Source organism: Amycolatopsis sp. NPDC041971 (genome assembly GCF_055588925.1).
The window spans coordinates 324,311-348,843 of record NZ_JBVJCE010000007.1; the positions used below are offsets into that span (position 1 = coordinate 324,311).

A 24,533-nucleotide genomic window follows, 5' to 3' on the forward strand; every position below is an offset into this window, starting at 1 on the left:
TTGGGGGCGGGTGTCTGTGGTTTTTTTCTTGTTTTTTCTTTTTTGTGGTCGACGCCCCCCACGCTGTGGTTTTTTTTTTCTTTTCTTTTTTTTCCCCCCCCCCCCGCAACTGCTCCACCCGCCCCTGCTCGGCCAGCAGCACCGCCAACCAGTCGGCGGCGTAACCGTTGCCGGGGTTGCCGGGGTTGGCGCGTTCGCGCAACTGCTCCACCCGCCCCTGCTCGGCCAGCAGCTCAGCCAAGCGGCCGGCTGCGACAGCGTAGCCGCGGTCGGCGAGCTGGTGGTACAGGGTGAGGGCTTCGTTGTCGCGGCCGCGGCGATCGGCGTTGTCGGCGAGGCGGTAGGCGTCATCGCGCTGGTGATGGCGGATCAAGGCGTGCCAGGCGGTGTCGGGAAGATGCTCGCGACGGCGAACTCGTAGGGCGTGCTGGTGCAGGTAGTCAGCGACCCGGTAGCCGGCGATGTTCCCCATACCGGCAGGAACGGGGGTTAGGGCAGCGGTGGCGCCGTGCAGCAGCCTGGTGGCGTAGTTCAGGGCATTCTCGAGCCAGTCCGGGGGTGCGGTGGCCACATCCCGCTCGGTCAGGTAGCCAGGCGCGGCGTCGGCGAGGTAGTCGCGGGTGAGGGGTGCGTGGGCGCCGACGCGGCGGGCATCGAGTGCGGCGGTGATGACCGCTTTGGCGTAGGCGGGTGCCTGGTTCCAGTGGCGGATCAGTTCCGGACCGGCGGCCATTACCTGGGTGAAGCCGGCGTCGGGGGTGTCGAGGGCGACCCGGATCCGGTGATCGGTGGCGGCGAGGTCCTCGGCGCGGCGCCGCTCGTGGGTGCTGAACGCGGCAGGCACGTGCAGCACGTCGGCCAGGCCGAGCAGCCGCCGGTCGTCGACATATCGGTCCGTCCAACCCTCCTCGGGCAAAGCCACGCGCTTGCTGTACTCGGTGGGCCAGCACGTAGCGACCAGCACTACCCCGGCCGCGATCAACTCGCGGACCCGTCCCGGCTTCACGCCTCCGGCGAAGTCGAGGTAGTCCTGAAGTTCGTCCAGCCACACCACCGTCCGCGCGGTCGGATGTGCGGCGAACTCTCGCAGCGCCTCGGCATCGCGGGGGTGGAGTAGCCACCAGTCCGGTATCACCGCCTGCACAGCCTCGAACAGGGCGCGGGTCTTTCCGACCGAGGAGTCCCCGGACAGGAGCACGAACCCGCCTTGTTGCCTGGCGAGAGTGAGCTTTGTGCGCAGGTCTGCGTCGAAGTCCCGGGGCACATATAGCGGCAGCTCATCCTGACTTGGTCCGGATTGCGCATGCTCGGGCGGCTGGGCGGTCTGGACGGCGGCGTGCACCCCTAGCACGCGTGGCCGCGTGTCGCGGACCCGCACCGCTCCCGGCGCGCGTCGTTGGTGCTGGTTTACCACCCGCTCAAGCGCCTGCAGCCACTGCCGTTGCGCGTGCTCGTCGTGGAAGCCACAAGCGGCAAGGAACGTCACCACCGTCTCGGCCTCCGGCACGGACTTGGCGTTGAGCAGGTCACTGGCGGTCGACCGCGGAAGAGCCGGGCACCGCCCGCCTCGCGCCGGCAGCCTCTTGGCGGCATCGGCCAGCCCCTGCAGCGACAGTGACCGCTCACGACGCAGTTGATCGAGGGCATCAGCCAGCTGTGACAGCGTGCTGATCTCCGCCGGATCCATGCTCACCATTCCCCGTGCGTTTGCAGCAGTCCGGCGAAGGTCACCGAACAGTGCCGGACACCGTACTCCGGCCAGCGGCGCCCCTACATTGTTCTTGCTCAGCCCGCCCCAGCGTGCCAGCTAGCCGACCCCGTCGTCCGGGTTGGCACGGAGCCCATGCCGGACCCCGTCCCCGGCTGATCCGCTGTTCATCGAGCACGGACAGGCCGGGCTCGCGAACCCCGAGAACAGGACACGATCATGTGGACGCCGTTGATCACCCTCATCGCGCTGGTGCTGCTCACCACCGTTGGCGCCGCCGCGACCGTAACCCTCACGACCAACGACGCCGGGCGGGGCCACCGTGCGCTGACCCTGCTCAAGATCCTGCTCGGAGCCATCCTAGGCAGCAGTGGCCTGATTGCCGCCGCAATCAGCCTGCACCAGGCCGGACTGTTGTGACGCCACGACTGAACAACCTCGCGCCAACATCGGCCCTGGCGGGGCGAAGTCGAATACCGCACATACGAATATGTGCACTGCACCAGTAGTGGCTGACATAACACCAGGTAGTGAAGCCGGTACACCCGACCGGTGACCCTCCTGCAGGTCCTGGCCGGGTTGACTCAGCCTGGTAACAGGCTAGCCGTACGTGTGACCTGGGAGGCGCAGTGGACGAACCCGACCTGACCGGCGCGACCGTGTACGAAGCCGCCGACAAACCCGGACTGGGCAGCGGCCGCTGATACGTCCTGCCCGACGACACCACCTACTACCAACCCTTCGAGGGCACGCCCCGCCCAGCCCTCGTCGCAGCCTCGACGTTGCGCGACATGCCCACCTGGATTGAAGTGGCAAACTAGGCCTAGCGCCGCTGCGCCACGTCAAGCCGATGCACCGAGACCTGTTGTTTGGGCGCACACAGCAGCAGCATGACGATGAACTTTTGCCGTCCAAAAGAAGGTGGGCGAAGTTTCCATGTCAGCTGCTATAGTGCTGTCTCCCTCGCTGGTTGAGGGAGACAGCAGAGCTTGTCTCGGGAACAGCAGATCCGATGATCTTGCTGAAACTCGTCATCGCCTTCGCACTGTGGGCCGCTTTTCGACTTATCAGCAAAGTTGCACGACAAAGAATCACCGCTGGTCAACGAGAAGACGATCAACGCAACGAAGGAGGTGGTCGCTGATGGCCAAGAACAAGGGAAGCGCGAAGAAGGCAACCAATCGCGCAGCAGGTGTCCTTGCCACGGTTGCTCAGGCGATCGAGCTTCAGGAGATGAAGGAACTGCTGTCACCCTGAACCAGCGGGGACATTTGCCCTACCTCACGCTCCTTCGGTCCTAGCTCCTTGCGATCGGTGGCAAGTCCGCGCCGCAGCACACTATTTCCTGACGCACCAGCAACTTCCGACCACCGCCACCTGGGCAACCGAGAGCGGCGACGTCTAAAGCTCACCCGCCAACTGAGCATTCGGCAAGGCTCGGTTGCCCGCTGAACCCCAACGTTCGTCCGACGCGCCGCGATCGCTGCGGAGCACCTGCACGGACGATCCCACTAGCTCGCGGCAACGAATCTGGCGCCTTCGCTAGAGCGCCCGCTGGGGTTGGGCCTTGGCCCTTCCGGCGCTCGATGGCCAGCACAACCAGCTCCTTGAGCGGCCACGTTTCCGATCGTCAGGCCGTCGGGGCTCGGTGACCTTCGGTGCTGGCGGCAGCTACACCACCCCGTACCGCGAGTAAACCTACGTCGCGCGGTGAGGTGCGACCTGGCACTCAGCTCAGCGGGTCGGAGTCGGTCAGATTCGGTGCGTCCGTGGCGGGCGGGCGCTGCTCGGGGACTTTGCCGGAACCGGCGCTTCACGGCTCGTGGGCAAGCCAGTGGGGCCGCTCTCACGACCTCGAGAGGGTGCCTAATATGATCGCGCCTTCGCTGACCACGAAGGACATCCGCGCCGGCGGACTACGCCGTAGCACAGCCCGGTGTTGCGGCAGCAGCTCCGCCGCAGCGTTGGCGGCCGGCTGTCGTATGCTGCTGCTGCTTCGCCCACGCCCACCGATGCCTGGCGTACGAGTCGGTCGCAACACACCGGGGAAATCGAACCTGCCGTTGCCGGTCATCGCGCCTCCTGCGGCACCGGCGGTACACGCATCGGGACGGGCAGTACCTTCGCCGAAGCCCATTGCTCGTGTAGTCGCATGATGTCCGAAACAGCGTCGGCGTTCAGGAACGCAATGCCGCAGTCTCCGCCTCCCGCGCCCGACGGCTTGCCTGCGCCGCCGACCGATTCCGCGGCGTCGCACAGTGCAGTCAACCGGGGGGTGAAAATGCCCAGCCCGAGTCTGTCGTCCAGCTTGTTGAGCAGGTTTCGGGCATAGCGGATCTGTTGCAGGAGTTCACGATCATCTCCCAGGACGAGTGCGCGCATCGACGCACGGACGCACGTGGTGGTGTCTGTCAGGAAGTCCGGGTAGGTCTGATGGCCCGAACAACTCGTGTTCGCTTTGAGCGCGGTCAGCAGCGAGGTAGTACTGGCCGGCTCCCCTGTCCAGCCCACTTCCAACGCGAGCCTCGCCGGCGGAGGCAGACGCCGCAGTCCGAATCCTGGCCACGCCATGCGCAGCGTTTCTTCGATCCCCCGTCGTCGTGCTATGGCGAGTACTGAGACCCGGTCGGGTGCGTAGTAGGCCAGCCAGCCACCCCAGATGCCGGCCGCGAGGTCCGCGCCGGAAGGGCCGGGGTCGATTCTTGCCGTGGCGAGCAGGGCCAGCCGGAACCGGTTGTTGTCGGAGAGGGGCAGGCCGTAGTAGTCGGCCACGGCCGCGATGGTCGCCACGGTCACCGCGCCGCTGGAACCGAGGCCGAGTTTCGTGCCCGCCTCGTGCAGGTCGCTGCGGATCGAAACCTGGAGCGGGAGGGCAGGAAGACCGCGCTCGGCCAGAAGTTCGTCCAGCACGTCGATCGCGGATACCACGTGCGCCATGTCCTTGCGGGTGCGTCGCTCGTCGTCCGGGGTGCACCCGGTGAGTCCGGTGGTGTGCCGCCGTAACCGAGCACCTTTCGGGCACAGATCCGAAATGAGGACGACGTCACTGGAAGCAGGTTCAGTGACGGTGACGCTTACCTGCCGGTCGACGCCGACCAGGATCGCCGGGTGGCCCGGCTCCACCACCGCGTATTCACCGGCGATGAACAGCTTACCGGGTGCCTTCCGGACGATCGTCCGCGTAAAAGTCATCGCGCCTCTTCTTGTCGACGGGCGACGCCGGGGCCGCGCCGCGCGATGATCGTCGAGCAGCCGGGTACCGTTTGCCGCATTCTCGATGCCACCCGGTCTGCGTCGCTGAGACGGCACAGCACCTTGACGTTCGGTCCCGCGTCCATCGTCGCGTAAGCGGGTACGCCTTCACCTCGCAACGCGGCCACGCTGTCAAGCACGCCGAGAGTCGATGCTGCCAAGTAGCGTACCGCCGGGCGGGCAGCCAGCATGGCGGCGTGCATGCCCAGCGCGTTGCCCTCGGCGATTTCGCCGACCATGACGAGGTCGCCACGCTGCAACGCGTCCCTGATGGCGGTCAGATCGATACGGCTGGACTCGATCCATGACCGGTACAGCGGTGAGGTTTCGACGGTGCGCCGCATGGCGGTCCGGCTGGAGAGTGTCTTCGGTGCTCGGTCGACCAGCGTGATCACTACCGCGGGGTCGAACTCGACGCGGACTTGCTCGGCGTAGGAGCTGTGATCGTCCTCGCCGGCATGCCAGAGCGCGAAGCCACCGAAGATCGATCTTGCCGCCGACCCCGACCCGCGCCGGGCCAGCCGCGACAACTCGGTGGCGTCGAGCTCCAAGCCATAGGCATTCGCCGCGGCGTGCGCCAAGGCGGCGAAGCCGCTCGCAGAGGACGCCAGGCCGGCTCCGGTAGGTCCCGTGTTGCGCGTGCTCACCATCGCCGATTCGGAACGCCCTGCCCGCTTCCGTACCAAATTCAGAAAGCCAGCCACACGCCGGGAAGTTTCGTCGTCGGCGGCAGCTCCGTCGAAGGTCACCCTGTCAGGCTCGCCGGCCGGTCCCAGGTAGACAGTCGTGATTGTCGGAAAGACGTCGAGGGTGATCGAAAGACTGTCTGCCCAGGGGATGACTTGATGTTCGTCGCGCTTGCCCCAGTATTTGATCAGCGCGATGTTCGGATACGCCACCGCGGTCTCGCCAGGATCAGCCGCCATGATCGACGTACCTCCTCAGCGGCGCACGCCAGGTTTGTACGGCACCCGCCTCCTCCAAACGCCTCGCGACGTCCTGCCCCGCTTCCGAGTCTCGGCTCAACGCGATCAAGCAACCTCCCAGACCGCCACCGGTGATCTTGGCGCCGACACTTCCAGCATCGAGCGCGACACCCACCAGCCTGTCGATCAAGCTGGTACTCAGGCCGACGTCACACAGCAGTTCGTGACCAGCCGTCAACTTCGCGCCGAGCTCCCGGGATCTGCCCGCAGCCAGATCCTCGACAGCGGCGTCAGTCAAGCCCGCGGAACGGCGCACGAAGTCGGCACCCGTCTCCGGATCAGCGGCGAACCCGCGGCGCACCAATTCCACGGCGTCCTTGGTCTTTCCCGCGACACCGCTGTCGGCTATGACCACCTCGGCGTCGAACCCGACGCGGACTTGTTCGGCGACGCCGCCGGAGAAACGGATCGGCACAGGAGAGTCCACCGCGGCGGCGTCGACCCCGCTCGGGTTCCCGTGCGCTGCGATCTCTGCTATTTGCACGAGATCGAATACCGTTGCGGCGTCTACTGGACGATCGAAGAGATCAGTCAACGCGAGAACAACCGCCCTCGCGTAGGCTGCACTCGAGCCGAGGCCACGACCGACTGGGATCGCGCAGTCGACGCGGACGTTCACCCGCGTTGCGTTCGGAACACCGAATACTTCGCGAAATCGATCGATCATACAGTGGAGGCCGGCAGTCCCCAACGTCAGTGCTGATATGTCCACGGAAGCGGTCGATACAAGAGAAATTTCGTCCACCCGAGCAGACCGACCCAGTCGGACCGCACTCGCAGAGACCGGAAGTTCCGGAACGGGAATCGCCAGCGCGGGCGCGCCGTAGACGACCGCGTGCTCTCCCAGCAAAATGATCTTTCCGCAAGCGCGCCCCCTCCCAACAGTGCCGCTGTCGGAGCGCGCCTCCGGGGACGCCGGTACGGGTACGGGCAATCAACTCACCTCAAGACAGACTTTCCGGTCGGCTATCGCGGCCCAGTAGACACTGCCGTCTGCCTGACGCGCCAGTTCCGATGGCTAGCATCTCCGTTGAATCAAAAGCCGTGTTGAAAGGACACCACGGGTCGTCACGTCGATTCAACACGGCAATCCTTTCAACAGGAAAATAATTGATAGCTGTTTCCAGGAAAAAAATCATATGGTTTAAATGGATCAGGAGGTCAATCAGTGATCTGAGTCCCCGCTCGATGACATCGGTCCTCTACCACCGTGCTACTAAGCATGACCAGCATGACCGGTACCTCGTTGTCGAGCATTCGCAGTTTTCGTCCCTAATCGAAGACCAACGCAAAGGCAGGACGATGACAATCGACCACGGCCCCACCGTCCGGAATGACCTCGAGAAGGCCGCCTTCGACTATTACGACAACAAACGCGACGATCCCATCAACCTCGATCTTGGCAGCACCGACGGCTACTACCATAACCATTTCGCTGTGGGCGATTTCGATCGTGAGGTTCTTACCCTGGACGGCGACGCCCGTCGGCAGGCCGTCAACATCGAACTGCATCGCATGGAGACCCAGCAAGTCAACGTCCTCACCGAGGCGCTGGGCCCCGTGCCGGCAACCGCTCGGATCCTCGACGGAGGCTCCGGTCGCGGCGGTACCGCTCTCCTGCTCCACCAGGCCTTCGGATGCCGGGTGGACGGAGTCAACATCTCCACCTATCAGAACTCCTTCGCGCGCAAACAGGCCCAAGAGCATGACTGTGCCGACAGCGTTCAGTTCCACGAATGCAACATGGCGTCGACAGGCTTCCCGGAGGCGTCCTTCGACTACGTGGTCACCAACGAGACCACCATGTACATCGACGCGTACGAGACGTTCGCAGAGTTCGCCCGTATCCTCAAGCCAGGTGGACGATATGTGCTGGTCACTTGGTGCAACAACGACGTCGTCGATCCGCACCCTCCGGAGGCTGCTGCGATCGACGAACACTATCACTGCCACACCCATCGCCGCACCACCTACCTGCGAGCCCTTCTCCACGCCGGCCTGATTCCCTACCAAGTGGACGACCTCACACAGCCCGCTATCCCCTATTGGGAACTACGCTCGCACTCAGACCTCGCCACCGGAATCGAAAAGCCCTATATCGACGGCTACCGCAGCGATCGCGTCAACTACATCCGCATCGCGTCCCGCCGCGCACCCAGCGAGGAGTGAATGACCGCGTCAGGTCGCAGACCATCAGCCGGTGCCCACCCGGCCTCATTCGCGCCCCGCTCCCGTACGCGGTCGCTAACCAAGACCGCAACGGTCCGCGCGACATTCCTTCGGAGGCGATCATGGCGAAGACCGACATCGACAAGGACTACGTGACACCAGTTTTACTCTTCGAGGCGCGACCGCTCCCGGCGGGCTTGACCGAGGTCAGGAACGGGCATCTGGCTTGGCTGCACCATCACGGCCTCCTGGCAACAGATCAGGCCACCGAGCACTACCTCCGTTCAAGCGTGGCCGACCTTGCCGCTTACTGCGATCCTGACAGTAAAAATCTTCTCCTGTCCTACAATATTATCGGTTGGCTCTTCCTTCATGACGACTGGATGGACAACTCAGCTGACAGCATGGCCAACCATGCGATAACCGCTGAACTGATCACAATCCTGAAACGCTCCCTGACGCCGAACTACCCGCTTACAGCGGCCTTCTCGAGTCTCTGGGACGAGCTACGGATCGGCATGTCCGAAGCATGGTGCCAACGGATGGCATGGTTGTGGCAGCAATACCTCTACGGCAATCTCGCGGAGGCCGCCGATCGTCGCGAGCGACGCGAACTGACAAGCCGCGAGCACATGCACGTCAAGGAAGCATCCGTAGGCGCGGCCCCGATGTACGCGGTCGCCGAGCGCACCGGCGGATTCGAGGTACCCTCCGATGCTTGGCACGCGACCTTCCTGAGCACGATGCGCCACCACGTCACGCGGAACATCATTCTAAGAAACGACATTGAGTCCTTTGCCATAGACATGGCCGCCGGTCGCGCAAATCTTGTCGCACTCACAGTGAAAGAAACCGGAAAAACAACCCAGCAAGCCGTAGAAAGTCTAACCAAAAAAGCCGACCAACATATTCTAGAGGCTCATCGACAAAGCGCTCAGGTCGGTGACTTCTGTGAACATTTGCGACTGCCACCAGCGGCTCGACATGAAATAGCAAAACATATCGAATCTTTGCACCGCTGGATACGTGGCCCCCATGAATGGTATCCCACTACTTGTCGATATCTTCCTGACAAGGAAGAGTGCGAACACACAACACCCACCCTCGGTGGCCGCGAGAGCACTTGACCCACTGGAACCTTAAAAAATGACACAAAGCCTTTCTCTTTGGACAAGAAACCAGGAGAACGCGTGTTCACGGCATTGCTATCAACAGCTATTGCACTTACTGTCTTGTGGTTTATATTGACCGTGAGAGCCGGATTTCAAAAGCGCACATACTGCATTCCCATCGGATCAGCGTGCTACTTCCCTTCGTTAGACTTATCCATCACGACGGAACGCTACGAAAGGTGGTTTTCTGACGTACCGATGTGGTCTATTGGAATCCTATTTGTGATACCAGAAATCTTCATTGTCTATCAGATTCTCGCATACGGTCCCCGAGACTATCCCAAGGTTTCCGGAAGAACTTTCCGAATTGCTTTTATCACGGCTGCGATCATCGGGTCAGGAGTCGCGCCGATCTTGAGCAGGAGTTTAGACGACACTCACGGCGCCTATGCGGCAGTCGGGGCAATATGCATCCAATCCGCGCTTTTGCCGATGATGCTCTACCATCGCGGCAACCGAGCCGGCCAAACGCCGACGATGGCGACCATCTGGCTTCTTCTGTCCATCACCGGAACTGCCGCGTTCTTCTTCGCACCTCCCAGCCTCCACGTGACCGATCACACGCTGCTTGCCTACATGTGCTTCGTTTCCGTTTTCACATCCTCTGTATACCTGGCTGTCGTGCTGCGCATGCACGCTCTCGCTGCGCACACTCAAACGGCTCAAACTTGAGCTTCCCAGTAGCCGCGTCGAGTTCACCTCCACGATATAGCGTCAGGCTAAGGCCAATACTCGCCTAGGCCTGCTCGCCTGCTGCATAGCAGACCCGACTTCTTGCTCGACATCCGGAACTCGTCACCCAAATCCCTGAGACTGGAAATCCGATGTGAACTCCGGGTTATTTACGCCGCCCGAATGGATTTCGTGACGTTCGAGCACGATTCGAACCGCCAGTTACCTCAGCAGTTGAATAGGGCCCGTCACCGTCGTCTGTCGCGCTTCATGCTTCTCCCACGTCGATCATTTCCTGTTTGATACAGGCACCGTTAGACGCTGATCCGGGCGATCAGCGACCGCAGGGCATTGCTGGGAACCGCGGCGGCGGTGGGGGCACCCGTTCGTCGGACTGACCACCGCCCGTCCCGACAACCCCAGCTGCTCGCTCATGCTCGACCCTGCGAGCTGCGCTACGACCAGGCCACGGCGGCACCACTACGATCACGACCTTCTCAGAACCTGAAACACCGCCAGCGCGCGGCGAGGCAAAATTTCAACAACGTCCGGCATTCAACAGAACTCAGAACACGCGCTCCTAGCAAGATGACGCCTCCGGCGGTTTCACTGGATACAGCCGACGGAAGACCGCCGTCGGCGTCGGCGCTCGGTCGGCGCTGAGCACCACATCTAGCCGCAGAACGATCACACGGCCTGACGGGCCGGACGCTGGCAACCGATCCATCGCCACCTGCTCGCAACCTGTGCATTCGACGTATACCAAACGAAGGAGATTTATGAGCGCCTCGATCCCAGCCTACATGCAGATCACGGTCGCCGGCGGTGACGTCGACCGCCACTCCAAGATTCTCGAGAGACGTACGACGGCGCAAAAGTAACCAATGCCGTGACTCCCTCGGCCCTGCGGGGATCGACTTTCTCCGTTCGCCTCATCTGATTCGGGCGCTTGACGTCCCGTCATCCCCGATGTGCAACGCGACGTATACGCAGGCAGGAGACGCCATGAAAGCTGAGCAAGTGTTTAACACGCCCAGTGTGAGCGAAACACCACCACTGCCCGACGCCAACCTGCGGGCCCGCCACCTCACCAGAGCAGGTCTGGAGAGGGTTCTCGACCGCCTCCCCTCCGAAGCAGCGCTCATCTGCGGGTACTACTTCGGCTGGCGCGAGGCGGATGGCGCTCCCGCGCAACGGCGGGGCAGCAGGGCTCTCCAGGCAACTATGGTCATCCTTGCCGCCGAGGCCACTGGAGAGGATCCTACCTTGGCGATTCCTGGCGCGGTGGCCATGGAACTTGCACATAACTTCACCTTGCTGCACGACGATATCGCCGACGGTGACGACATACGACGCGGGCGGCCGACAGCCTGGAAAGCATTCGGTACCGGGCCTGCCCTCGTCGCGGGTGATGCCTTGCTCAACGAGGCGATCCGTGTTTTGGCTGCCAGCTCGAACCCCGCCGTTACGATCAACGCTTTCACCGAGGGCATCGCACAGGTGATTCGCGCGTGGTTTGGAGAACCAGAGACCGACCGCGCCCGCCCGCAAGACGTTCACCTCCCCAGCTACCTAAAGATTTGTGAAGGTAAAGGAGGAGCTTTACTCGGAACCGCGGCGGTGGTGGGGACAGTGCTGTCGGGCAAGCCGTTGGAAGACGCTCTTCCGCTGCGTCAAGCCGCCCGCTACACCGGCACTGCCTGGCAAGCTGTCAACGACTTGGAGAACATCTGGGGGGACGCGGTCTTGGTCGGTAAGCCCGGATTCCAAGATCTCCGGACGCACAAGAACACCTTGCCGGTCATCACGGCGGTACAATCCGGTCATCCGGAAGCTCGCCGCCTCGTCGAACTTCTGAAGCGCCCCTCACGCAGCGAAGCGGATCTGGCGCAGATCGCCGATCTCCTCGACATATGCGGCGGAAAGTCGGCCACCGAGAACATTGCTCGCGACTACCTCGACCGGGCGCAGTCTACGCTCGAAAGCGCGAAGCTTCCCACTTCCACGCATGAAAGCCTGTCGTCGCTCCTGCACTATGCAGTTACCCGCAGCCCGCGTCCGGGCCCGACCTTAAGTTCGAGAACCTCATAAGGCGCTCGGAATATTAAACAATGTCTACATAAGATAGCCAAGGACGATGCTCCGGGGGCTCCAGGCACTGCATGACAAGCGTGTCCGTTCAGCCGCTCTCGGTTTTCGAACCGGTGCCACGTGAAGAACTAAGGTCGAGCGGTCTCGCCGCTTTCGTGATGTCGATCCAATTAGAGGTCCGAACAGATTGACTTAGGGTGTGGTTTGATCTTGTTGGTCTGGTGTCGTCTGGTGGGAGGTTGGTGTGGCTCAGCGCAGGCCGTGGGATGTTGAGGACGAGCTGTGGGAGCGGGTCGAGCCTTTGCTGCCCGAGGTCGAGCATCGCTTCCGCAACCCTGGACGCAAGCGGTTGGACGATCGCAAGGCGTTGTGTGGCATCTTGTTCGTCCTGTACACGGGTATCCCGTGGGAGTTCCTGCCCCAAGAGCTGGGGTATGGCTCCGGGATGACGTGCTGGCGGCGGCTTCGGAACTGGACCGAGGCCGGCGTGTGGCAGCGTTTGCACGAGGTGCTGCTGGCCGAACTGAACGCGGCCGGGCTGATCGATTTCTCCCGCGCGGCGATCGATCGATCGCATGTTCGGGCGCTGAAGGGGGGCCGAAAGCCGGGCCGAGCCCGGGCAACCGAGCCCGCATCGGTACCAAACACCATGTGATCACCGAGGGCAGCGGCATCCCATTGGCTGTAACGCAGACCGGCGGTAACCGGCACGACGTCACTCAGCTTGAGCCCTTGATCGAGACGATCCCACCGGTGGGCGGCCGACACGGGCGTCCACGCCGCCGCCCCCGCACCCTGTACGCCTACCGCGCCTACGACTTCGACAAGTACCGGGATCTGTCCCGCGTTAAGGGCATCGAACCGAGGTCCATCCACCGCGGCACCGAGCACAGATCGGGCCTCGGCGTCTACCGCTGGGTTGTCGAACAGACCATCGCCATCACACTGCTGCACTGGTTACGCCGCCTGCGCATTCGCGGGGAAATCCGCGACGACATCCATGAAGCCTTCCTCAGCATCGCCTGTAGCATCATCTGCTGGCGCGACATCAAGAAACACTCAATCTGTCAGGACCTCTTAGACCACTCGGGCCGGCCTCATTGGTCAGGTTCATGGTGTTACAAGGCACGACGGCAGACCTGTCGTGATCAAGATCCAGCGTCCGGGTGTCGCGCCTGTCATACTCGAGGACATGGTCGTCTTGAGCCGGGCCGCCAAACTGGTGAGCAGAGCGGCCCCGGCTTCACCGAGGTCGTGGATCTCAGCGCGATACCCGGCGTCCTGTTCGACGCGATACGACCGGACCTGGACTTCGCCTCAGAAGCCCACCGAATGCGCGAGACCAGGACGCGGATCGTCGTTTTCAAGCACCTCGACGTGTCGGAGTTACTTCTTGCCGCGCAGCAGGGGATGATCCAGAGCAAGGCGCCAGGCTGCTCCATCAAGGACGCTGTCCCCGAGGACTTCTCCCCCGCCGAGCGCACGCCCGGCGTGTCGGGCCGGAAACAGCGTTGGGACAGTCCCGTTTTTCAACATCGCGGCGCTTTCAACAAGCGTGATCACCTTGGATCTTATGGCGAGCTATCCGAGCATGCTTGAATATGTTTAAAGTTCTTCGATGTTGTCTTTCAGGATGTCCGAGGGAGATCGTCTGGCAACTCGATATCCTGTGCGATCGTGTTCGAACAGCTTACGTCTGAGCATCGGAGACATAGTCAACGAATATGGTGAACACGTATTCTTCACGCCGGTAACCCGGTAGCGGCGGCAAGTCCCGGACGACCGCAACGTGCTCTTCTTGTTCCTAACGATGTACCACCTCCACAGTAGAGGATGTGCCCATGAGCACTTCTGCCACTTCGACAGATACTCTCACGCCCGCGCGCAACGGGTTCGAACCTCACGCCAATCTCCCCTATGGGACCAACCGCGACGGCACCTTCGATCTCGATCTCGACTACGTCGACGGGTTCTTTCGCCGCCATTTCTCCACAAGTGACTGTGACCACTGGAAAGTTCGTGCTGAGTCCGAGCTAGCCACTCGCGTCGGAATCGCCTTTCTCGACGGTTGTCGGAGCGGCCGGCTCAGCCACATTCGGATCGCTTCGCGCAGGAGCGTCTGACCTATGGCGAAAACTCCGGCCCCACCATGCCTACAGCGGATGTCGATGCCCGTTCAGCAGGGCATGATGCGGGCAATCGACAAGCTTCATCCCGACCTCCAGAAGGTCTGCCGCTACCATCTCGGCATGGCCGACGTGCAGGGACAACCTGTCCCGAGTCGCGGCGGTCAGATGATCCGCGCCAGCATGGCGGTCCTCGCCGCCGAGGTGATCGGCGCATCCCCGGACGACGCCGTCCCCGCGGCAGTCGCCATCGAGCTGGTCCACAACTTCACGCTCTTGCACGACGACATCATCGACGGCGATGAGCTCCGACGCGGCCGACCCAGTTCGTGGAAAGTATTCAGTCCCGGTCTCGCCGTATTGGCCGGCGACGCTCTCTTCGCCAGCGCGCTCAACGTTCTGGCACAGTCCAACGCCCCCAAAGCCCTGGCCGCTGCCGCGGAGCTTGCATCAGTCGTGGAGCGAGTGACCTATGCATGGGCACACGAAGCAGTATTCGATCGTAGTCCGGCGAAAGAAATCGTCCCCAGTGACTATGTCGCCAACTGCGCCGCGAAACTGGAATTCTTCCCCGCTGCCGCAGTCACAGCCGTCGTACTGCTAGACGGTGATCCGCAGATCGCGCGCTGCCTGGCCAAGGCGGCTGGCCACGTCAGCGCGGCTTGGCAGATAGCCAACGACCTTGAAGACATCTGGGGGGATCCCGCCAGAATAGGCAAACCTGGTTTACAGGACATCAGGGAGCATAAACAGACACTTCCCGTCATCGCGGCATTACAGAGCGATCACTCGCTTGTCGGCAAGCTCGCCCAGCTTCTGAAAGAACCTCACCTCTCCCCCGCCGACCTCACGACAGCCGCGGACCTGATCCAGGTCATCGGCGGCAGAGAGCAAACCGAGCGGATCGCGCACCAGCAACTTTGCCTAGCACTGCAGGCATTGGGCGACCTCATCATCCCTGCCCGGTTACGGAACGACCTCACCGGCATCTTCCTCTACGCGGTCACCCGTGACGCGGATTTATGGCTGTCACACCCCCCTGCCACTGCCATGGGAAACAGGAAGCGCCCGGCCCCTAGCTCGCGTGACTAGTCGGCACCCGATAGACTCTCCCTTCCTGCCAGTGGCAAGCTCGGCTCCTGGCTGCCGTACAGGCTTCCAGGGTGCCGACGACAGCGAACTTCGCGATTGTTGTCCCTGTCCCGGCTGCGTCCGTACCGCTGCGATGGATGCCCCGGTGCCAAGGACCAAGGTTCTCGAAGGTATTCATCTCCACTTGCGGAAGCTGGGAATGCGGACTCAGTTCTGACTACTTCCCTCACCTGTGAATCATGCTCACATCGAACCACAATCTGGTTGGCAGGTCGGAAGTTTTCGAGCGGTGATTTTCGTCAGCGGGCGCCATGCTTCTCAGCACGATATTTCTTTCGCCTTTCTTATATAATGTTAAACAAGACCCTTGGATCTGAATTGACAAACCCTGCCTCGATTGACCCAGGCTCGTCAAAGGCGAAGGTCCCATCGTGGACTACCGCAGCCGGGCCAGGCAGTTCTGCAGTGATTCAACGTTGTGGGCACCGGTGTCGCTACTTGGAAGCAACTTGCGTCCCCCTCCAGGGAATCCCGAAGCGGGGACAATAACTCATGCCAAATTCATGTGCAACTAGTTGCCGGCTTCAGCGCGGCCACGCTTCTTGGTAGTTCGGTCACTTCTCCACCGCCACCCTCTCGCCGGCGCGAGATCCGAGTCGGCTACGCGCTTCGTACGGTACCGGGATGTGGAACCTCTCCTTCCAGACGATCATTAGCCACACGTGGCGACCTGTCCTGTTTTCGGATGTCTGGAGTTGACTATGGTTGGCAGATCCCTGGAGCACCGATCCTTCCTCATCGGAGGTATCGCGGCGGGTGAAGTCGTCGTGACCAGCCGGTTCGATCATCCCACTCGGGGCGTGGTGCCTTGCCCTGCTGCGGTTCTCGTCGCCGAGAATGTCCGGAAGGCCGGATTTCAGGTGAAGGTCACCGACCTCGCGCGGGGCTCGACAGGGGTTGTCGCGGATCCTGCTGTGGAGCTTCATGTCTTCTCCTACGTCGACCATGACGGGCAGGCCATCGGAATGGGCGTGGCATCCCGCGTGGCGGGACTCGGTTCGGAAATGGCCCGCAGCATCGTCGAACAGTGGTCGTCGGTGGTGTGCACCAGGCGCGCTCTGCTCACGCTCTCCGGAACCGTTCCGGAGGTGGTGACCTCGGCGGGAGTCCGGGCGCGCCAGTTCGCCGAGCGTGGAGACACCGTCCTGGTGATAGGAGTGTCCGAATCCGCGGCTGCGACGGTGACGGCGTTCGCGCCGGGCGCCTCGATGCCGATCATCGCGATCCGGGATCTCGAAGCGATCGAAGGGCTCGATCCCGACCAGGTCTCCTACGTGGTAGCACCGGGGACTCCGATGGAGGAGACAGCCGACATCGTGAGAGCCGCGCGCCGGCGATTTCCCCGGTTACGAGGGCCACACCCACGCGAATTCGCATACATGGCGTCGGACCGCCGCGAGGCGGTGCGGTCGGTGACTACTGCCGGCGACGTACTCCTGGTGTGCGGTCCACGCGATGAACTTGCCGGAGCGGAGGTGATCAGGTGGGCGGCGTCGATAGGAAGCTGCCCCGTCCATCGGGTCAGCGGTCTCGAGGACCTGGAGCCCCGGTGGCTGTCTGATGCGGCCACAGTGAGTATCGCCGCGGTCGGCCCGGCGGGGATCGCGCTTGCCGATGAGACGGTGACCGCGCTGTCCGGCCTCGGTCCGTTGGCGGTCTCGCACCGCCGGGTGATCACCGAACCGTATCGGCGAGTCCGATCGGTGCCACACTTCGACGTGACGGGCTCGAGCTGGGACTTGGCCATCACGGACGTCGGGTAGAGCGGGCAAGGCGCAGCTGGCTGGCCTTGCGGACCACGGCGAGCGCCGGGTGGTTCCTGGCGTGCGGACGCAACCGGGCCCGCAGGCTGGCCAGCGCGGCGTCCGCGCGTGCGGAGGACAAGTGGGGATAGTCGTCGAGAAATTGATCCCAGGTGTGGCAGGCGCGGTCCAGTTCTCCGGCGGCGAAGTGCAGTTCGGCGAGCCTGGCCGAGGTGATCGCGCGTGCGCGTCGCTCTGTGCTGGGACGAAAGCGCAAAGAGCGGTCTAAGGCGCTGATCGCGGCATGCCGTTCTCCCAAGCAGGCCCGTACTGCGGCGTGGTGGTGAGACAGGGCTGCGCAGTGGTAAGTGCCCACGTGGTCCGCACCGGTGCTGGCGTCGCAGAGATAGCTCTCCGCGGCCAGCAGATGTGACACCGCTTGACGTTGGTCATCGGCGGCCGCTTCGGCTACGGCGATTTGCCCGGTCAAGAAGGCGCGGGTACGTGCCGGGGCATACTTGGGGAGCGTGCCGAGTGCGGCGGTGGCCAGGTTCACGGCATACCTTCGGTGTCCGAGCATCCGTGCTTGGACACTCAAGGCACGCAGTGAGATGGCGTACTGCGTGGCGTCGCCGGCATCATGGGCCAGACGGAGGGCTGCGAGGTAATACCGTTGGGCGGCACCGTGTAACTCATCGTCGAAACACAGGAATCCGCACAGGTAACACAGTTGTGCCGCAGCGGTGAGCAAGTCGGTGCGTATTGCTGCTGTCGCGTCCGAGCGCAGCCACGGTGCGATAGTGGTGTGGAGGTAGCGTGCCAGGGCGGGGCGCGCGTGACCGCCGCCAAACGTCAGGTCGGCGGCAGAGAACAAGCCCAGCATCGAACGTGCCGCCTCGATTTCGGCACGTCCGATCTTGTTCTCCCGGTCGGTCACGCGTATCACGGCCGCGACGGCGGCCAAGTCGGCCCAAGCCGGGATGGACAGGGCCGCGAGACTGTAGACGCAGTCAGAGATCGTACGACGACTCGCCGCGCCGTCCTCGCACAGCTTCGTCAACTCCGCGACGATGCTGGCCCCCCACCAGGGCGAGGGGGTCACGGTTCCGGCAGCCGCGAAGCCTGTTTCGGCAGCCGTTATTCGCCGGCGCAGCTGGCGGGTGAACGCTTCGGCGACCAGCTCGGTCACGGGCGGGCGGGGCCGTGTGCCAGACAGCCAATGCGCCACCGCGGTGCGGTCATAATGCAGTCGCAGCCCTATCTCCGCACCCAGTTCGTTGGTACGGTCCGCCAGCTTCTGGCCGGTCCATCCGGCTTCGGTGAGCAGGTTCCGCAACAAGTGATTGGACACCACTCGTACACCCCTTGTCGAGGTCAGTTGCCTGAAGACCGCCTGGACGCGTCAGGACGGCGTCGATCGAGCCCTCAGTTCGGCGGATCCATCGACTGCCATCCCGGTATTCCGGCGGCCTCTCGCTTGTCTTATGTCTACCCCATCGGCGTTGCGCTCAGCTGACGCCAAACAGGTAAAAATTGAAGCCCTATCCGTCACTTTGGGTGAAAATCACGCAGCGTCTTTGCTGCAACCTGGCGTGTCAGGTGCGATTCGTCACAGACAGCCGATTCGGACGCTTCGCTTTCACCAAGCATGCCGCCAGGGAAGGCAGCGTCGCGAACGCAGATCGCGATCGCACGCCTCTTCGGCTACAGAAAACGCGCCGATGCCCAGATCGAATCACCGATATCGGGATCACACCATCATCGCAGCTCTGCGCTACGGGCACAGCGCTGAGGGCCGCAGCACGGATACAGCGATCGCCGCATGCCGTCCGAGACCCAGTGAGCCTTGGGACACACCGCTCAGCAGGGTTGATATATGCGTTTGTGTCCGACCAGCGCCTCAAGCCGGTAGGGGCCGGTAGTCTGCCTCGTCAGAGTGTGGCTCTCGCCCCCGGTAGGTAATTCGTATTCATGCAATGCACGGTAAGTGGCGTAGTCGATAGCGGTGCGCCGGATGATCGCGTGACGATGTTCGGCGGATCGAAGGTGCGCCCGATAGCCTCGCGCACCCGTACCGGTAAAAAATTCGGCGACGCTGCCAGATCCGTAACTCAGAAAGCCGATGGGGTGGCCGGCGAGATCTTCGGCGCTGTCAAGCAATGCGGCGAGCCCGAGGTACATCGACGCGGTGTAGCTGTTACCGATCTCGGCGTTGTAGGCCGTGGTGTTCCCGACTGCCTCGGTGACACTGCGCTGATCAGCCGCCTGCCCGCAATGGCCGAGGAGGTGGCGGTGTGCTTTGTAGGCCATCTTCGTGAACGGCTGGTGATAGCAGAACGCGGCGATCTCGCTCAGCGTCAGGCCGCCTTGCTCGCTGTAGTCCTTCCACGTACTTTCCACCGCGCGCAGATAGGCGCCGATAGACAACTGTCCGTCGACGATGGCGGTGGTGCGGTAGTTCGGTCTCCAGAAGTCCATGACGTCGTCGGTGAACAAGCCGGACGGATCGTCGATCCGGAGCAGGGCGGGGTCGGGGGCGACCAGCAGTGCTACAGCGGCCGCACCCTGGGTCGGCTCGCCAGGGCTGTCCAGCGGGTACTTCGAGATGTCGCCGGCGATGACAAGGACGTGCTGGCGCCGGTCGCAGCGCACCAGCGCGATCGCGAACTGCAGGGCGGCCGCCCCGCTGTAGCAAGCCTGCTTCAGCTCAACGACCCGCGTGGACTCGGGCAACCCCAGCAGGTGGTGGACGTAGATACCTGCGGCCTTCGACTGGTCGATCGAGGACTCGGTCGCGAACAGGACGGTGCGGATCCGGCTGTGCCCGTGCCGCTCGATGATGGGCGCGGCTGCGGCCGCGCCCATCGTGACAACGTCTTCGTCGGCCGCGGGCACACTCATCGCCCGCTGGCCAAGTCCCACGTGGTACTTACCGACGTCAATGCCGGTGTGCCTGGCCAGCTCGGCGTGAGGCAGAACGAACTGGGTAGTCGCGAAGGAAAGGTCGTGTATCCCGACAGTGTCTTCTGACAGCATCTTCAGGCCTCGGCTTTCGTCGGTCGGTCACCGCGTTCCAACTTGACGTGCGCGTGCATGAGTTCGCCGGGATTGGTCTGGGCCGCGAGCAAGGAAAGCTCCCCGCAGAGCACGGTCGCCGCCGCGATGACGGCGAGCCGCCGTCCGTTGTCACCAGCGGGACGCTGGTCACGGCACCCGAGGCGGGTCAGGTTAGTTTCGACGAAACCGAGACTTTTCCCGTTTCCCACTGTGCCCACGATCAGATTGGGCACGGTGCAGGAAAAGTAGAGGTCGCCGTCGCGGTCTTCTGCGACCGTGACGCCTTGCGATCCCTCGACGATGTTCGCCGCGTCCTGTCCTGTCGCGAGGTAGAAGCCAAGCAGCATGTTCGCGTAATGCGCGTTCGCGGACCGAATTCCCCCGGCGAGTAAGGTACCGAGCAAGTTCTTACGCACGTTCAACTGCGCGATCTTGGCCGCTGAGGTGCGGAGCTGGTCGGCGAGGAGCTGTCCCGGAACGAGTAGCTCGGTGACGACATTCTTGCCACGACCGAGTATTCCATTGATTGCGGTCGCCTTTTTGTCGGTGCAGTAGTTACCCGATATCGATCCATAGGATATCCCGGGTACGGTGCGCAGAAGATGGGTCAGGAGCGCGTCGGCGGCCAGCGTCACCATGTTGTGCCCGGCCGCGTCACCGGTGGTGAACTCGAACCGGAGGAACAACAGGTTTGCGGTGATCTCATGACGAACTCCGACCAGGTCGATGAACCTGCTCACGGTCCGGGACACCTCTCCCAGTTCACCGTTCCGCTCCTCGAGCTGCAACACCGCGTCGTACGCGGCCTGCGCGTCGATGGCTTCCACGAGAACGGATCGAGTCATGCGCTCGTCGACGAGTGTGGCAACGACGCCTCGCTCGGTCATCATCGAAATCTTCGCGCCGCGGCCAATGGAGGGCCACAGCGGGGACTCGTAGGTGGCGATCGGAACTTCGGTCTGCGTGGTCGCGACGTTTCCCGAAATCTTCATCGGACCGACCCACTTCATCGGGATTCCAGCGACACCAGGCCCCTCGGTCATCGTGTGCCCCCTTCGTCTCTACCGCAGTCCATCCTGGGACAGCACCTCCGTCACGCCCGCGACCTAGGTCACTGTCGGCTCGGTCCGGCTTGTCGCCCGGTCTCAGTAGACGCCCCACCGGGTGACGTGGAACAGCCGATAGGTGATCCACTTCGTTGAATAGAGCGCGACGTTGAAAGCTCAAAGAGAAGCAAGAAGAACCCAAGCGGCGTCGGTCTGTCGGATCCTGAGTGAGAGATCGAAGTCGTCGGCGGCGAGTAAATCATGGTCGACTCAGGCTGGTTCGCGACCTGTCGGGGTCAGCACCAGCGGTTCAGAGATCGCCAGACTTCTCGCCCGCGCCCAACTCCACTACCTGCGCCACGATTCGACAGAGGTCACCCCGACCGACGGCATTCAGTGTACTCAGGTTCCCGGCACCGATGGCCGGTCCCGGTTGACCTCCTGGACGACCGAGGACAACAAGCTTCACCGCGTCGAGGCCGACCTCGGCGGTACCGCCGCTACCTGCGGTCATCACCTTCGGGAACGACAGTGCCCCGGCACGGATTCCGAGGGCGAGGGATTCAACAAAGTCTGGCATTCAACAGGCCGCTGGACGCCTGCTGCTGGCCGAACGACGCCGAAAACGGCTTCACTGAAGTAGCTAGTCGGCCCGTCCGGGTCGTCGCCGGTGCTTGATCAGCCACGCATCGCGCATTCCCTGGACGGGCGAAGTCAGAGCTCGTGCACCGGTGTCTGTTGATCGGTTTGGTGCCATCGCCGCCGAGACCCAGGTGCGACACGCTTAGACAACTTCACTCATGCGAACAGTGTCCGACGACCCCAGCAGTGCAAGGTAAGGGAGCCAAGAACATGGCATATGACCGCACGCGGCGCCGTGGGCTGATCAAGTATCTCGGCAACATGGTCGACGACAGTAAGGAGCTTGTCGACGAAGTCCTCGACCGGGCCCGCGACGTGGATGACGACCTGCGCTGGACCGCGCGGAGGAACCTCGACGACTACTACGACCGGGACCGGGACCGGGACCGGGACCGGGACCGCGACCGCGACCGCGACCGCGACCGCGACCGCGACCGGGACCGCTATCGGGACCGCGACCGGGACCGGGACCGCTATCGGGACCGCGACCGCTATCGGGATGATGACCAGGTCACCGTCTCGGACATCGAAGCGCTGCAATCCGCCTTGGCGGAGTTGACTGACAAGGTCAACGAGCTCGCCACTGTCCAACAGCAAGGTCAAGAACAGCGAACAGAACGCAAGAAGCCAGCGTCGGCATCCGCTTCGACATGACCGGACCCGTCACTTACACCGGGCCCTATCGCGATACCCGGGGATGATTATCGAAGTCGCACTGGTACACAGTTCGGGGAAGTGGGCGGCAGCCCCAGCGGCGGCCGCCCACCCGCCGGGCGCCAATGCGTCCGGCTTGCCTCATTCAGAGATGTCAGCATTCTGGACCGCGCAAAGCCAGGGCAACAACCACACGTTCGACGCGAGATCGCGCGGTGCCGCCCGTCGGGAGCCCCAGCAGCGAGGAGACACGGGCTATGGCTGAACATCGTTTGCACGCCGTGGTCGCGGCGCTGGGTTCCCTGCTGGGCTCGGAGGTCCGGCACATCGGCACGCGAGGTCGGGCTTCCGGGCCCGAGCAACTCTCTCCCGCCCAACGCAGGGCCCGTGAAGTGCGCCTGGCCTTGGAACGGCTCGGGCCGTTCTACATCAAGATCGGCCAGATGCTGTCCACCCGTCCCGACATGGTCTCTGAAACGACGATCACGGAACTGCGGAAACTGCACGACAACGTCTCCGTTCAGCCGTTCTCGGTATTCGAGCCGGTCTTGCGCGGTGAGCTCGGCGATCGGTGGCGTGATCGATTCGGTGATTTCGACACCGGTCGGGCACTGGCGGCCGCCTCGCTGGCGCAGGTGCATGCCGGCACCCTTCCTGACGGGCGGCCGGTAGTGGTGAAAATTCAACGCCCCGGCATTGCGTCACTCATCAGGAAGGATATGGCGTTGCTGCGCAGGGCTGCGCGATTAGGGGCCCGCGCCAACCCGGATTTCGCCGAGGTGATCGACGTGGATGCCATGCTGGACATCCTGTTTGACGCCATGCGCTCGGAGCTGGACTTCACCGCTGAGGCCCAGCAGATGGACCGCGCTCGCAAAGAGATCACCGACTTCAAACACCTCGACATTCCGGAAGCTCTGCTCGCCACCCCTCGGGTCATGATCCAAAGCAGGGCGCCGGGCTGTGCCATCCGAGATGCCGACCCCGCCGACTTCTCCGCCGACGAACGTTTGGCCATTGGTCGCGACCTACTGGCGTTCATGTACCGCAGCTACTTCAACACCAGGGTCTTTCACGCCGATCCGCACCCCGGTAACATCTTCGTGCATCCCGGCGAGAAAGCCCACCTTCTGGACTGGGGCATGGTCGGCCGTATCGATCGCAACATCAGCCACCGCACCCTGCAAGTCCTGACCAACGTCGCGCTCAACGACGGACGCGGACTTGCCCGCGCCTGGCTCGACCTCGGACGCGCCACCACCCGCGCCGACATTCCCGCGTTCCAGAACGACATGGAAGCCCTCGTACCCCGCGTGACCAGTGCCTCACTGGATGAACTGAACTTCGGCGTCACCCTCACCGCGATCCTGGCCAGCGCGACGAAACGTGGCATCCACACTAACCCGGCCATCGCGATCCTGGGGAAATCCTTCGCCAACCTCGAAGGCTCGATTCGCTACCTGGCTCCCGAACTGTCCATCACCGATACGCTCCATGACGAACTGTTCGACATCATGATCGACTTGGTCGACGACACTCTTTCCGAACCTCAGTTCGCGCGCACCATCTTGGAGTTGATCTCCGGATCCACCACCGCACCGCAGCAAATACAAAATGTTCTCCGCGACCTCAGCACCGGACAGTTGCAGTTCCGGGTTACCCAGACGCCCCGCGCCGTCCCGGCATCCACAATACGTAAGCTCATCATCAGCACAGCGGCACTCTATCTGTGGTTCAAGCGCCGCAAGCCTGTGCGGCTCCAGTTCGGGCCTACAGGAAAGACCTGACATGTCGCTGCATCCGGTGTTCGCGTTGGCAGCCCTGGGACTCCTGCTGGTCACCCTCATCACCGAATCCCGCGAACAGGCTATCGCCGGCGGAATTACTCTCCTCGTGGTCACCGCTGTCTGGAACCGCTATAGCCGTGATCGTGGCCACCGGCAGTGATAGGGACTGTAACGCGAACGGTGGTGGGGGGGGGGGGGGGGGGGGGGGGGGGGGGGGGGGGGGGGGGGGGGGGGGGGGGGGGGGGGGGGGGGGGGGGGGGGGGGGGGGGGGGGGGGG

18 protein-coding genes and 1 pseudogene are annotated in these 24,533 nt (G+C 63.1%); 12 read left to right on the forward strand and 7 right to left on the reverse strand.

Going from position 1 to position 24,533, the window contains the following annotated elements; translation table 11 throughout:
* Nucleotides 1-1,687, reverse strand: a 1,687-nt coding sequence (locus ACZ6DT_RS17470) for a hypothetical protein (protein ID WP_465595631.1), incomplete at its 3' end; no start/stop codon positions are given.
* A 240-nt stretch (nucleotides 1,688-1,927) separates the two neighbouring features.
* On the opposite strand from ACZ6DT_RS17470, the gene ACZ6DT_RS17475 reads away from it, so the two are divergent.
* A complete protein-coding gene (locus tag ACZ6DT_RS17475; RefSeq protein WP_465595634.1) occupies nucleotides 1,928-2,128 on the forward strand; it encodes a hypothetical protein in 201 nt (66 codons plus the stop codon).
* A 1,650-nt stretch (nucleotides 2,129-3,778) separates the two neighbouring features.
* On the opposite strand, the gene ACZ6DT_RS17480 is transcribed toward ACZ6DT_RS17475, so the two are convergent.
* The 3 genes from ACZ6DT_RS17480 to mvk are packed head-to-tail and all read right to left on the reverse strand — an operon-like array spanning nucleotide 3,779 to nucleotide 6,880.
* A complete protein-coding gene (locus tag ACZ6DT_RS17480) occupies nucleotides 3,779-4,900 on the reverse strand; it encodes a phosphomevalonate kinase (RefSeq protein ID WP_465595637.1) in 1,122 nt (373 codons plus the stop codon).
* Entirely contained in the window at nucleotides 4,897-5,886 is a 990-nt protein-coding gene (mvaD, locus tag ACZ6DT_RS17485) for a diphosphomevalonate decarboxylase (RefSeq protein WP_465595640.1), read from the reverse strand. Before mvaD ends, ACZ6DT_RS17480 begins: the two co-directional genes overlap by 4 nt.
* Nucleotides 5,876-6,880: a mevalonate kinase gene (gene mvk, locus ACZ6DT_RS17490; protein WP_465595642.1), complete on the reverse strand. Its 1,005-nt coding sequence runs from the start codon at nucleotides 6,878-6,880 to the stop codon at nucleotides 5,876-5,878. Before mvk ends, mvaD begins: the two co-directional genes overlap by 11 nt.
* 368 nt (nucleotides 6,881-7,248) lie before the next feature.
* Between mvk and ACZ6DT_RS17495 the strand changes: the two genes are divergently transcribed.
* From ACZ6DT_RS17495 to ACZ6DT_RS17530, 8 genes and pseudogenes are all read left to right on the forward strand, one after another.
* On the forward strand, nucleotides 7,249-8,115 hold the full coding sequence (locus ACZ6DT_RS17495) for an SAM-dependent methyltransferase (RefSeq protein ID WP_465595644.1): 867 nt from the start codon (nucleotides 7,249-7,251) through the stop codon (nucleotides 8,113-8,115).
* A 122-nt stretch (nucleotides 8,116-8,237) separates the two neighbouring features.
* A complete protein-coding gene (locus ACZ6DT_RS17500) occupies nucleotides 8,238-9,242 on the forward strand; it encodes a terpene synthase family protein (RefSeq protein ID WP_465595647.1) in 1,005 nt (334 codons plus the stop codon).
* A 63-nt stretch (nucleotides 9,243-9,305) separates the two neighbouring features.
* Nucleotides 9,306-9,959: a hypothetical protein gene (locus tag ACZ6DT_RS17505; RefSeq protein WP_465595650.1), complete on the forward strand. Its 654-nt coding sequence runs from the start codon at nucleotides 9,306-9,308 to the stop codon at nucleotides 9,957-9,959.
* Between the two features lie 1,005 nt (nucleotides 9,960-10,964).
* Nucleotides 10,965-12,050, forward strand: a complete 1,086-nt coding sequence (locus ACZ6DT_RS17510) for a polyprenyl synthetase family protein (protein ID WP_465595653.1) — start codon at nucleotides 10,965-10,967, stop codon at nucleotides 12,048-12,050.
* A 244-nt stretch (nucleotides 12,051-12,294) separates the two neighbouring features.
* A pseudogene (locus ACZ6DT_RS17515) lies at nucleotides 12,295-13,106 on the forward strand (IS5 family transposase); the annotation flags it as partial.
* 785 nt (nucleotides 13,107-13,891) lie between these two features.
* Nucleotides 13,892-14,173, forward strand: coding sequence for a hypothetical protein (locus tag ACZ6DT_RS17520; protein ID WP_465595656.1), 282 nt, complete (start codon nucleotides 13,892-13,894; stop codon nucleotides 14,171-14,173).
* 45 nt (nucleotides 14,174-14,218) lie between these two features.
* Nucleotides 14,219-15,268 (forward strand): polyprenyl synthetase family protein, encoded by a 1,050-nt coding sequence (locus ACZ6DT_RS17525; protein ID WP_465595659.1) that lies wholly within the window; start codon nucleotides 14,219-14,221, stop codon nucleotides 15,266-15,268.
* A gap of 722 nt (nucleotides 15,269-15,990) precedes the next feature.
* On the forward strand, nucleotides 15,991-17,091 hold the full coding sequence (locus ACZ6DT_RS17530; RefSeq protein WP_465595662.1) for a hypothetical protein: 1,101 nt from the start codon (nucleotides 15,991-15,993) through the stop codon (nucleotides 17,089-17,091).
* Here ACZ6DT_RS17530 and ACZ6DT_RS17535 read toward each other — a convergent pair.
* The 3 genes from ACZ6DT_RS17535 to ACZ6DT_RS17545 form a co-directional block, all read right to left on the reverse strand.
* Nucleotides 17,075-18,406 carry a tetratricopeptide repeat protein gene (locus ACZ6DT_RS17535; protein WP_465595665.1) on the reverse strand — a complete coding sequence of 444 codons (1,332 nt, stop codon included), beginning with the start codon at nucleotides 18,404-18,406 and terminating at the stop codon, nucleotides 17,075-17,077. The genes ACZ6DT_RS17530 and ACZ6DT_RS17535 overlap by 17 nt on opposite strands.
* Nucleotides 18,407-18,930: 524 nt before the next feature.
* Entirely contained in the window at nucleotides 18,931-20,106 is a 1,176-nt protein-coding gene (locus ACZ6DT_RS17540; protein WP_465595668.1) for a hydroxymethylglutaryl-CoA synthase, read from the reverse strand.
* A 2-nt stretch (nucleotides 20,107-20,108) separates the two neighbouring features.
* Nucleotides 20,109-21,170, reverse strand: a complete 1,062-nt coding sequence (locus tag ACZ6DT_RS17545) for a hypothetical protein (protein ID WP_465595671.1) — start codon at nucleotides 21,168-21,170, stop codon at nucleotides 20,109-20,111.
* A gap of 855 nt (nucleotides 21,171-22,025) precedes the next feature.
* Between ACZ6DT_RS17545 and ACZ6DT_RS17550 the strand changes: the two genes are divergently transcribed.
* The 3 genes from ACZ6DT_RS17550 to ACZ6DT_RS17560 all read left to right on the forward strand — a co-directional run bounded on the left by ACZ6DT_RS17550 (nucleotide 22,026) and on the right by ACZ6DT_RS17560 (nucleotide 24,416).
* Nucleotides 22,026-22,469, forward strand: coding sequence for a hypothetical protein (locus ACZ6DT_RS17550; RefSeq protein WP_465595674.1), 444 nt, complete (start codon nucleotides 22,026-22,028; stop codon nucleotides 22,467-22,469).
* Between the two features lie 257 nt (nucleotides 22,470-22,726).
* On the forward strand, nucleotides 22,727-24,256 hold the full coding sequence (locus ACZ6DT_RS17555) for an ABC1 kinase family protein (RefSeq protein ID WP_465595677.1): 1,530 nt from the start codon (nucleotides 22,727-22,729) through the stop codon (nucleotides 24,254-24,256).
* Between the two features lies 1 nt (nucleotide 24,257).
* Nucleotides 24,258-24,416: a hypothetical protein gene (locus ACZ6DT_RS17560; RefSeq protein WP_465595680.1), complete on the forward strand. Its 159-nt coding sequence runs from the start codon at nucleotides 24,258-24,260 to the stop codon at nucleotides 24,414-24,416.
* The last annotated feature ends 117 nt before the right edge of the window (nucleotides 24,417-24,533 follow it).